This is a genomic window from Herbiconiux sp., assembly GCF_023264855.1.
Taxonomy (GTDB): domain Bacteria; phylum Actinomycetota; class Actinomycetes; order Actinomycetales; family Microbacteriaceae; genus Herbiconiux.
This window is the reverse complement of record NZ_JAHFUW010000080.1, coordinates 1-10,803: the sequence shown is the minus strand read 5'-3', so window position 1 is coordinate 10,803 and position 10,803 is coordinate 1. Positions and strand designations below refer to the sequence as shown.

The window sequence follows — 10,803 nt, the reverse complement described above, 5'->3', positions numbered from 1 at the left end:
CGGTCACCGGCCGCGCCGAGATCATGGACTCCGTGCAGCCCGGTGGCATCGGCGGCACCTTCGGTGGCAACCCGGTCTCCACGGCCGCGGCGCTCGCGGTGTTCGACATCATCGAGCGCGACGACCTGATCGCCGAGGCGCAGCGTGTCGAGCGCGCCTTCTTCGCGCGCATCGGCGACTGGGCCGAGCGCTTCCCGATCGTCGGCGAGGTGCGCGGCAAGGGCGCCATGATCGGGGTCGAGCTGGTGCTGCCCGGCACCAAGAAGCCCAACCCCGAGGCGCTCAAGGCCGTCATCCAGCACGCTGCGGCGAACGGCGTCATCGTGCTCGACGCGGGCAGCTGGGACAGCGTGCTGCGCTTCCTGCCGAGCGTCGTGATCAGCGAGGCGCTGATCGACGACGCCGCCACCGTGATCGAGCAGAAGCTGGCCGAGCTCTCCGCCTAGCACGAGCCCGGCGGCGGCCCGGCCGCCCGCACGCACGAACGAGGGCCCGGTATCGCTACCGGGCCCTCGTCTGTGCGGTGTGCAGGCGCTAGTGCGCGTGCGTGTGCGCCGCGTCGTCCTTGAGGTACTGGTATGGGTTCGAGAGGATCTCCACCTCGGGGATCTCCGGGTTCATGCCGGAGGCCCAGGTGGCGTCGCCGAGCTCGGACTGCAGGTACGAGACCGTGTCCTCCAGCTTCGCCTTCACCTCGGGCAGGTGCCCACCGGTCAGCTTGCCGTCGAACTTCACGGCCTCGCCGCCCACCAGGACGGTGTGCACGTCACCGCGACCGGCCTGGTAGACCACGTGGCCGTACGGGTTCAGGATCGGGCTCATGGTGGGCGAGTCGTCGTTCTTGATCAGCACGATGTCGGCGAGCTTGCCCTTCTCGAGGCTGCCGATCTGATCGAACTTGCCCAGCGCCTTCGCGCCGCCGCGGGTCGACCAGTCCACCACGTCCTCCACGCGCAGCAGGGCGTGCGTGATGGTCTCGTCCTTGGCGTGCGCGTGCAGGTGCTCGAGCGACCGGTCGGCACCGATGGTGGCGCGCATCGCGGCGAACATGTCGGCGCTGAACCACACGCTGGTGTCGACCGACAGCGAGGCCTGGATGCCGTGCCGGCGCAGCGCGTGCGCCGGCGGGTAGCCCTGGCCGCAGGTCTGCTCGCTCTCGGTGGAGAGCGACACCGTTCCGCCGGTGCCGGCGATCATCTGGTACGACTCGTCGCTGAGCGACGCGGCGTGCACATAGACGGTGCCCGGATCCATCACCTTGTTCTCGTACATCCGGCGGATGCCGGTGTCGTTCGTGGCTCCCCAGACGCCGGCGTGCGTGGTGACGCCCACGCCGAGCTCGCGGGCGGCCTGGAACGCGAGGCGCTCGGGGAACTCCTCCTCGGCGGCCGGCACGTCGAAGGCGAGCTGGGCGCCGAACAGGCGGGAGTCGTCGCGGGCGCGCTCGACCAGGCGGCGCACCTCCGGGTCCTGCGTCCACTCCCAGGGAGCGGCCGCGAGGTTGCCGTAGGCGAACACGAACCGGCCGGGCGAGCCGGCGAGCGCCTCGAGGGCGGCCTCGCCGTGCTCGGGGGTGCGCAGCCCGTGCGACCAGTCGACGCTCGTGGTGACGCCGGACTCCACAGCATCCAGAGCCGAGATCAGGTTGCCGGCCGCGACGTCCTGCGGACGGAACTTCATGCCGTGCTCGAGGTAGTACCAGACGAAGTACTGCGTCAGCGTCCAGTCGGCGCCGTAGCCGCGCATCGCGCTCTGCCACATGTGCCGGTGGGTGTCGACCATACCGGGGAGCAGGATGCCGCCCTTGGCATCGATCTCGAACGATCCGTCGGGCGCGGCGAGGTCGACGCCGACGTCGGCGATCTTCCCGTCGACGACGAGCACGTCTCCGCGCGGGATGACGGTGTGCGCATCGTCCATCGTCAAGACGATGCCGTTGCGGAAAACGATGGGCTGGCCGGGTTGCGGCTTCGGGGTGCTGGACATGTAGGCGCTCATCCTCCTTGACTGGCGTTGATGTCACGCGCTCACGCGTGTAGTCGGAGGGTGGTCACGGCTTCTGCGCCGCTTGACTTCGCCCCACCGCCCGACTTGACTCAGGTTAAGCAACGCTGCACATATTGTCCAGTGTTGCTTTGTTAAATTGTCAGACAAAATCCGGTGGGATTTAGTTATAGTATGTAGAACCACTGGGCGCGAAGAAGGGCTGTACACAGTGACCGAAAGAACGATCGTCGTCGTCGGCGGAACCTCCGGCATCGGGCTGGAGATTGCCCGCGACACCATCGAGCGCGGCGACCGGGTGGTCATCACCGGCCGCGACCAGGCGCGCACCGAGGAGATCGCCGCGAGCCTCGGCTCCTCGGCCACGGGCATCGCCCTCGACATCTCCGAGCCGCGCACGATCGCCGGTCAGCTGCAGTCGGTCGGCCAGGTGCACGGCCTTGTGCTGGCGGCCATCGAGCGCGACCAGAACACCATCCGCGACTACGACATCGAACGCGCCATCCGTCTGGTCACCCTCAAGCTCGTCGGCTACGCCGAGACCGTGCACGCACTGCTCGACCGGCTCGAGCCCAGTGTCGACACCGGCATCGTGCTGTTCGGCGGCCGGGCGAAAGACCTGCCGTACCCGGGCTCCACCACCGTCTCCTCCATCAACGGCGGCGTCACGGGCCTGCTCAACACGCTCGCCCTGGAACTCGCCCCCATCCGGGTCAATGCCCTGCACCCCGGCATCATCGGCGACAGCCCCTTCTGGGCGAACAAGCCCGAGGGTGTGCTGGACGGCTACGAGAGCCGCACTCCGGGCGGCAAGCTCGCCACCATGGAGGACGTCGTGGATGCGACGCAGTTCCTGCTGCGCAACCGCGGCGTCTCCGCCGTGAACCTCTATGTCGACCGGGGTTGGTCGATCACCTGATCCGACACCCGCAGGGGGTGCCTTTTCAACGACGAAAGGAACGCACGATGACCGACACCCAGGTGGCCGGCGCCCGAGAGACCTATCGGGAGATCCTCGACGACCCGAAGGCCCTCGAGGCCCGGCTGGTGGCCGCGGCCCGCGCGATGCGGGACGAGATCATCTCGTACACCGCCGAAGGCCAGGCCGAGACCCACATCCCCGAGGCGCTGCACCGGCGCTTCGAGGAGGAGGGCTTCTACCTCATGTACATCCCGCGCGAGCACGGCGGGCTGGAGGTGCCGCCGGTGACCTTCTTCAAGGTGGTGCAGGAGATCGCGCGTGCCGACATGGGCATCGGCTGGAGCTTCTGCCTCTCGGCCAACCACGCCCTGATGTTCGCGAACTGGTTCCCCGAGGCGATCCACGCCGAGGTGTACGCCGGCGGCGACTTCCGCGCGGCGTCGATGTACGCGCCCACCGTGAAGGCCACCCCGGTCGAGGGCGGCTGGCAGCTGAACGGCGTGGTCAACTACTGCTCGGGCATCCCGTGGTCGACCTACTTCCTCGGCCAGTGCATCCTGCCGGGCAAGACCGAGCAGGGCGGACCGCGGTTCGGCCTCTACATCGCACCCAAGGACACCTTCGAGATCCTCGACGACTGGGGCAATATGATCGGCCTCAGCTCCTCGGGGTCGAACAGTATCCGCTTCGACGGCTCGTTCCTGCCGGGCCGCTTCCTGGTGGAGGACGCCGACCTGATGGACTACGCCTTCGACGGCGACAGCCCCGGATCCCTCGCCTACGGCAACGCGATGTACTCCGCTCGGCACATGAGCTCGTTCGGGCTCGCGCTCGCCGCGCTTTGCGTCGGCGGCGCCTACGGGGCGCTGGACGAGTACGCGGCGCTGATGACCACCCGCAAGACCACCATCCCGCCCTTCGTGATGCGCAGCCAGGACCCCGACTTCCTGCGCTACTACGGGGGCGCCATCGCGAAGCTCGCCACCTGCGAGGCCGCCACCTTCAAGGCGCTGGAGATGTGGCAGGACGCCGCGGCCGACAACGTGGCCGGCATCGCCCCGTTCTCGCAGGAGACGGATGCCGTGCTCGGCGCGATCGGCCGCGAGGTCATCATCCAGAGCTGGGAGGTGGTGGAGCGCGACCTCTACCGCACCATCGGCGCCTCCGCCTCGAAGAAGGGCGAGCGCTTCGAGCAGATCTTCCGCGACATGGCGCAGGCCGCCGGTCACCGCAACCCGCAGCTGCGGGACGCGACCTTCCAGCTGATCGCCCGCCAGACGCTGGGCGTGATGTGAGCGAGGTGACGCAGACCACTGCCGAGCCGGCCGCCGCGGCCACGGCCACCGCTGAGACGACCCCCGCCGCCCTCCCCGCGGAGTTCGCGCACTACCCCGTGCGGGCGGTGCGTCGGGGCCACTTCTGGATTCCCGGCGAGCGGGTGGAGAGCGAGCGCGGCACCGTGCAGCGCGCCCCCCTGTTCGTGGAGTGGGAGGCGCCCGAAGAGATCACGCGCCCCTACCCGCTCGTGCTGGTGCACGGCGGTGGCGGCCAGATCACCGACTGGCGCGGCACGCCCGACGGCCGCCCGGGCTGGTCGGACACGTTCGTCGACGCCGGCTACCTGGTGTATCTCGTCGACCGGCCGGCGCACGGCCGCTCGTGGGCGCATCCGGATGTCGTGGGAGCCCTCGGCGCCCAGTTCAGCTACGAGATGGCCATGGGCCTGTTCGACACCGAGATCGAGGGTCACGACCAGTCGCTCTGGAGTGGTGGCATCGGCGATCCGATGCTCGACCAGCTGATCTGCGGCATGGGCTTCCTGCCCGCCGACCTCGCCGAGTCGCACCGGATGGACCAGGACCGCATCAGCCGGCTGCTGGACCGCATCGGCCCGGCCGTGCTCGTGACGCACTCGGCCGGCGGCCCGACCGGCTGGCTCGTGGCCGACGCCCGACCCGACCTGGTGAAGGCGCACGTCGCGATCGAGCCGATGGGCCCGCCGTTCCACGAGTTCGGCCCGGGCACCCGCCTGGACTGGGGCATCGCCGCGGCGCCGCTCACCTACGAGCCACCGGTGACGGATGCCGCGGCGCTGGAGAAGGCCGTCACCGAGACGCCCGGCGCGCACACCCTGCCGAACCTGGTGGGACTACCCGTGGTGGTGGTCGTGGGGGAGACCTCGCCGTTCACCGCCTGGGCCCCGCTGATGGTCGACTACGTGAACGCGGCCGGCGGATCCGCCGAGTTCTTGAACCTCGGCGAGCACGGCGCCCGCGGCAACGGCCACGCCATGATGCTGGAGAAGAACTCCGACGAGGCGATCGTGCCGATCCTGGACTGGATCGCGCGCATCCGCTGACCCCTCGGCGCGCACGCAGAAGCGCCCGCCACCGCTCACGCGGGGCGGGCGCTTTCGCGTCGGCCGACCTCTCACATGGTGAGGGGCTGGCCGAGCAGCACGCGGCCGAGGGAGGCCAGCAGCACGTCGTGCTGGGCGCCGATGTGGGTGCGGTACATGGCCGCGTCGAGGTAGTACTTGCCGAGGCGGGCGCCGGCGAGGCCGGCCGAGCTGGTGCCGGCGGTGCTGAAGGCCACGTCGATGGCCTCCTGGGCGAGGCGGGCGGCCTGCACGATCTGGCCGCGGATGCGCACGTCGTCGCGGGTGGTGAACTCGGGGCCGCCGTCGACCCAGGCCTGGTTGAGCTCTTCGAACTCGCGCACCGCGGCCAGCAGCAGGGTGCGCGACGACTCGGCGAGGGAGGTGACCTTGCCGTACCAGAGCTGGTACTCGGGCGACTGGCTGCGCGGGATGCGCGGCGGGAAGCTCGATCCGCGGTCCATCAGCCGCTCGTACTCGTCCAGGCAGGCGAGCGCGCAGCCCACCATCGTCTGGGTGAGCCCCGCGATGAAGATCGACGAGGTGCGGCCGAGGTAGAGCGGGTTGCCGTGCAGCTGGTAGCCGGGGGTGCCGTCCGAGCCCCACTCGATGTCTTTGAAGTCGAAGGGCACCGCGTTGTAGGCGGGGATGAAGGCATCGTCGATCTCGATCGAGTTCGAGCTGGAGGCGTGCAGGCCGATGGTGCGGCCCTCGCCCCAGTCGTCGACGATCGTGAAGTCCTCACGCGGCAGGATGAACATGTAGGGCAGCTTCCGGCCGTCCTCCTGCTCGATCATCGCCACCGGCATGAAGTGCGTGCTGAAGGTGCATCCGCTGTTGTAGTCCCAGCGGCCGGTGAGCCGGTAGCCGCCCTCGACGGGCGTGACGACGGCCTTCTGCGGAAAGGCTCGCGAGGCCGACACGAAGGGCTCCGAGGCGAAGGCCTCCTCCTGGGCGCGCTCGGGGAAGTGCGAGGCGAACTGGTAGGCGTGGCTGGAGCCGAGCTCCCACGACCAGCCCACGCCCGGGTCGCCGCGGGAGATCTCGACCGCCACCCGGAAGTAGGTCTCGAGGCCGAGCTCGAGGCCGCCGTACCTCTTCGGGCGCAGGATGTCGTAGAGCCGCCCGGCCACGAAGGCCTCGTGGATCTCGGCCGAGTAGGTGCCGAGCTTCGCGTGCTCGGGCTGCAGTTCGCGCAGCCGGTCGCGGAGCCCGCGCGCGTAGTCGACGAGCTCGTCGGGCGTGGGCGTCTTCGTGATCGGGGGGTCGTGCAGGAGGGACATGCGGGCGTCTCCGATTCGCGTCGTTGCGGTTCCGGCACCCGGTATCGACCAGGTGATTATAGTAACTATAACTATATAGACCGCGCGGCACGCCTGCAAGCGCCGGCACCGGGGCGGGGATACACTCATCGGATGACCGGCTCTCGGCCCCGCTCCGACCTCCTCGGTGAGCTCGGGGAGCGTGTGATCGACTCCTTCCGCTACCTGCAGCGCGAGGTCACCGTTCCCCACGCGGGCCTCATCCACATCACCCGCTCCGAAGCCGACATCATGCGCATCCTGATGGAGGACCCGGGGGTGACCGTCACCGAGATCGCGCGGGCCTACGGGCAGCACAAGAGCAACACCAGCGCGCGCATCGCCGCCCTGGTGGAGAAGGGGCTGGCCCGCAAGGGCTCGTCGCAGGACGACGGGGCCAAGGCCGACGGCCGTGAGGTGCGGGTCTTCCCCACCGAGCTCGCGGTCACGAACCTGGCCGGCTACCGGCGCGTCTGGGCCGAGCATCTCGCCCCCCTGTCCACCGCCGACGACGAGCGCCTCGCGATCGCGGTGGAGGTGCTGGGCGAGATCGCCGAGAAGCTCGCCGCCGCCGGCACCGCGACGACGGACTGAGATCGGCGAAACACCTCAGGCCGTCAGCACGCCGGTGATGTCGTCCAGCGCCATCGAGCGCCGGGCCACCGTGTCGATCTCCCCGAGCGCGTACCGCCGGGTGATGAACGGCGAGGCGTCGAGCTCGCCCGAGCCGAGCATCCCGATCCACCGCGGCATGTCGACATCGGGACGGATCTGGCCGTTCTGGCAGCCCAGGATGCGCTTGCCGTGCACGGTGAGCTGCAGCTGCGGCAGCTCCACCTCGGTGGCGGAGTGCGCCACGCCGGCCAGCACGACGGTGCCGGCCCGCCGCGCCATCAGCACCGCCTGGCGGGTGGCGAGCGCCGGCCCGGCCGCCTCGATCACCACGTCGGCGCCGCGCCCCTCGGTGAGCGCCTGAACGGAGGCCACCGGATCGTGCCGTGCCGAGTCGACGGTGTCGCTCGCGCCGAGCGCGCGGGCGAGCTCGCGCCGCCCGGGATGCCCGTCGATGCCGATGACGAGCCCGGCGCCGGCCAGCCGCGCGCCCTGCACCGCCCAGAGACCGAGGTGCCCGAGCCCCACGACCGCCACGGACTGCCCGGGCTGCACCTCGGCGATGCGGAACACGGCGCCGAGCGCGGTGGAGACGCCGCAGCCCAGCAGGCACGCGGTCTCGTCGCTCAGCCCCTCGGGAAGCCGGTGCACCTGGATGCGCTGCACGAGCATCCGCTCGGCGTAGGCGCCCACCCGCCCGGCGGCGCGCACCTCGCGGCCGTCGGGCAGGGCGGCCACCACGGGGTCGCCCTGGTCCATCAGCACCGAGCACTGGTCCGGCCGCCCGATGCCGCAGTAGAAGCACTCCCCGCACTGCGGGGTGCCGGCCACGACCACGCGGTCGCCCGGTGCGAGGCCGGTGACGCCCTCGCCGAGGTGCTCCACCACCCCCACGGCGGTGTGCCCCAGCACCACCGGCGGCACCTTGCGGCGCATGGCGCGCCAGCCCATCCAGTCGGTGGAGCAGAACGGGGCGGCGGTCATCCGCACCACCAGCTGCCCCGGGCCGGGCTCCGCCAGGTCGATCGGGCCCACCAGGAAGGGGCTGTCGAAGTCGGTCAGCACCGCAGCGCGGGTACGCATCCTCAGTGCCCCGGTGCGCCGTGGATGAGCCGAGCCACATGCCCGCGCAACCGGATGAAGTCGGGGTTCTCGCGGGTGGTGATCTGGTCGCGCGGCTCGGGCAGCTGCACCCGGATGTCCTCCACCAGCGTCGCCGGCGGGCGGGAGAGCACGAGCACCCGGTCGGCCAGGTAGACGCTCTCGTCGATGTCGTGGGTGACGAACAGGATGGTCATCTCGTAGCGGTCCCGGATGCGCAGCACCAGGTCTTCCAGGCCCTCGCGGGTCTGTGCGTCGACCGAGGCGAAGGGCTCGTCCATCAGCAGCAGGCGTGGCCGGTAGGCGAGCGCGCGGGCGATCGCCACCCGCTGCTGCATGCCGCCGGAGAGCTGCCAGGGGTAGCGCTTCTCGAAGCCGCGGAGCCCGACGGCCTCCAGCGCCTCGTCGACGAGCTCCTTGCGGGCGCCGGCGGAGGAGTGGCCGGCCAGCGGGAAGGCCACGTTCTTCTCCACCGAGAGCCACGGCAGCAGCGAGCGGCTGTAGTCCTGGAACACCATGGCCATGCCGGCGGGCACTCCGGTGTTGCGCACCCCGTTCACCCAGACGGCGCCCTCGCTCGGCTGCAGCAGCCCGGCGAGCGTGCGCAGCAGGGTGGTCTTGCCGGCGCCGGAGGGGCCCACGATGGAGACGAACTCCTGCGGCATCACCTCGAAGGCGAGATCGCGGATGGCGTGGTGCGCGCTCTCGCCGCGACCGTAGGTGTGCGAGACGTGATCCACCACCACAGCGGCACCGGGGGTGCCGGGCACGCCGGAGGGGGACGGGGCGGAGGAGGGCGGGGTGGTCGTGGTGTCGGTCATCGGTGCACCGTCTTTCAGATCTTCTGGCGGGAGAGCCGGTGCCACGACAGCACCCGGCGCTCCACGAGGTCGAGAAGGGAGTTGAGCAGCAGGCCGAGCAGCGCCAGGGCGAGCATCCACGACCACATGTCCAGCAGCAGGAAACGCCCTTGGGCCTGGATCAGCTGGAAGCCGATGCCGTTCGTGGCCAGGATGAACTCCGACACGATGGCCAGCAGCAGCGCGGCCGTGCTGGCGATCCGCAGACCCGCGAAGATCTTCGGGCTCGCGGCCGGCAGCACGATCGAGAACAGCCGGCGGGCCGGGGAGATGCGGAACACCCGGCCGAGGTCGAGCATCGTGCGGTGGATGGAGCCCACACCCGAGGCGGTGTTGATGAGCACGAACCAGGAGACCCCGTAGGCGATGAACACCACCCGCATGTCGTCGTCGCCGCCCAGCAGGATGATGAACAGCGGCAGGGTCGCCGTGGCGGGGATGGAGCGCAGGAACTCGACGATCGGTGTGACCGTCTCGCGCGAGGCCCGGCTGAGGCCCATCGCGGTGCCCACCACCACGCCCCAGGCGCAGCCGATCGCGTAGCCGAGCAGCATCCGGCCCACCGTGGAGAGGAAGTCGTTCACGAACACCGGCGTCACCACGGCCGGGCCGCCGAACAGCAGCGCGACCAGGTTCTGCCCGATGGCCACCGGCGGCGGGAAGAACGGCGAGGGCGCGAGGGTGGTGCCCAGCTGCCAGAGCGCCACCAGCACGACCAGCGGCACGATGACGGAGGCCAGGCCCACCAGGGCGCTGCGGGCGTGCCGCGGGCGGCCGGCGGATGCGGCCCGGGCGCTGCCGGATCGGCCCGACGCGGATCGGCCCGTCCCGGATCGCGGTGTGGTCGCGGTCATCAGTTCGCCTCCCGGGTGGTGGCGTCCCAGCCGAAGTACCGGCGCTCGACGGCGCCGATGGCCAGGTTGATCACGAGGCCGAGCACCCCGGCGGTGACGGTGGCGGCGAGCACCGCCAGGTACGAGTCGGCGTCGCTGAACGCCCGCTCGCGCGAGATGAACGCGCCGATGCCCTGGGCGCCGCCGGCGATCAGCTCCACCGTGATCACCACGATCAGCGCGATCGAGGAGGCGATCCGGATGCCGGTCACCACGAACGGCGCCGCCGAGGGCAGCACCACCCGGCGCACCACGCCGAAGCGGCTCACGCCGAAGCTGCGCGCCATCTCCTTGGCGTAGGGATCGACGTCGTGCACGCCGTAGAGGGTGTTGAACATGATCGGCCAGATCGCGGCGAAGACCACGATCACGAGCTTCATCTCCAGGCCCGCGCCGAGCACCAGCAGCACGAGCGGCACCAGCGCCACCGGCGGGATGGGGCGCATCAGCTCCACGATGGCGCGCGCCGCCCGGTAGGCGGGCGCGACCAGGCCGAGGGCGATGCCGAGCGGCAGGGCGATCGCGCTCGCGATCAGCATGCCGAGCAGGTAGGTGACGAGTGTGGCGAGCACGTCGGCCCGGAACTGCTCCTCGCCCCACAGCAGCACGGCTTTGGTGAGCACCTGGGAGAAGGGCGGCAGGAAGGCCGGATTCACCAGGCCCGAGCGCGAGACGATCTCCAGCAACACGATCAGGCCGGCCACGCCGGCGAGCCCGCGCCAGAGCGCGGTGC

11 protein-coding genes are annotated in these 10,803 nt (G+C 70.6%); 5 read left to right on the top strand and 6 right to left on the bottom strand.

Annotation, left to right across the window (positions count from 1 at the left end; genetic code table 11):
- Positions 1-446 (top strand): aminotransferase class III-fold pyridoxal phosphate-dependent enzyme (locus tag Q0D75_RS20370; RefSeq protein WP_291057600.1); only part of this gene is annotated, 446 nt, incomplete at its 5' end.
- A gap of 88 nt (positions 447-534) precedes the next feature.
- Here the strand turns inward: Q0D75_RS20370 and Q0D75_RS20365 are convergent.
- Positions 535-1,986 carry an amidohydrolase family protein gene (locus tag Q0D75_RS20365; RefSeq protein ID WP_291057598.1) on the bottom strand — a complete coding sequence of 484 codons (1,452 nt, stop codon included), beginning with the start codon at positions 1,984-1,986 and terminating at the stop codon, positions 535-537.
- Between the two features lie 229 nt (positions 1,987-2,215).
- Between Q0D75_RS20365 and Q0D75_RS20360 the strand changes: the two genes are divergently transcribed.
- From Q0D75_RS20360 to Q0D75_RS20350, 3 genes are read left to right on the top strand one after another with little or no spacing between them, the layout of a single operon-like run.
- Positions 2,216-2,923, top strand: coding sequence for an SDR family oxidoreductase (locus tag Q0D75_RS20360; RefSeq protein ID WP_291057596.1), 708 nt, complete (start codon positions 2,216-2,218; stop codon positions 2,921-2,923).
- A gap of 47 nt (positions 2,924-2,970) precedes the next feature.
- Positions 2,971-4,221: an acyl-CoA dehydrogenase family protein gene (locus Q0D75_RS20355; RefSeq protein WP_291057594.1), complete on the top strand. Its 1,251-nt coding sequence runs from the start codon at positions 2,971-2,973 to the stop codon at positions 4,219-4,221.
- A gap of 5 nt (positions 4,222-4,226) precedes the next feature.
- Positions 4,227-5,285, top strand: coding sequence for an alpha/beta fold hydrolase (locus Q0D75_RS20350; RefSeq protein ID WP_291057592.1), 1,059 nt, complete (start codon positions 4,227-4,229; stop codon positions 5,283-5,285).
- Positions 5,286-5,356: 71 nt separating this feature from the next.
- Here the strand turns inward: Q0D75_RS20350 and Q0D75_RS20345 are convergent, their stop codons facing one another.
- Complete coding sequence (locus Q0D75_RS20345; RefSeq protein ID WP_291057590.1) at positions 5,357-6,586, bottom strand: hypothetical protein; 1,230 nt, start codon at positions 6,584-6,586, stop codon at positions 5,357-5,359.
- Between the two features lie 132 nt (positions 6,587-6,718).
- On the opposite strand from Q0D75_RS20345, the gene Q0D75_RS20340 reads away from it, so the two are divergent.
- The gene (locus tag Q0D75_RS20340; RefSeq protein ID WP_291057589.1) at positions 6,719-7,198 is read left to right on the top strand and encodes a MarR family transcriptional regulator; all 480 of its coding nucleotides are present in this window, start codon (positions 6,719-6,721) and stop codon (positions 7,196-7,198) included.
- Between the two features lie 15 nt (positions 7,199-7,213).
- Here Q0D75_RS20340 and Q0D75_RS20335 read toward each other — a convergent pair whose 3' ends face one another.
- The 4 genes from Q0D75_RS20335 to Q0D75_RS20320 form a co-directional block, all read right to left on the bottom strand.
- A complete protein-coding gene (locus Q0D75_RS20335; protein ID WP_291057588.1) occupies positions 7,214-8,299 on the bottom strand; it encodes a zinc-binding dehydrogenase in 1,086 nt (361 codons plus the stop codon).
- Between the two features lie 2 nt (positions 8,300-8,301).
- Positions 8,302-9,138 carry an ABC transporter ATP-binding protein gene (locus Q0D75_RS20330; RefSeq protein WP_291057586.1) on the bottom strand — a complete coding sequence of 279 codons (837 nt, stop codon included), beginning with the start codon at positions 9,136-9,138 and terminating at the stop codon, positions 8,302-8,304.
- Positions 9,139-9,152: 14 nt separating this feature from the next.
- The gene (locus Q0D75_RS20325; RefSeq protein ID WP_291057584.1) at positions 9,153-10,031 is read right to left on the bottom strand and encodes an ABC transporter permease; all 879 of its coding nucleotides are present in this window, start codon (positions 10,029-10,031) and stop codon (positions 9,153-9,155) included.
- The coding region (locus Q0D75_RS20320; RefSeq protein WP_291057582.1) for an ABC transporter permease subunit at positions 10,031-10,803 on the bottom strand (773 nt) is incomplete at its 5' end. The genes Q0D75_RS20320 and Q0D75_RS20325, both read right to left, overlap by 1 nt.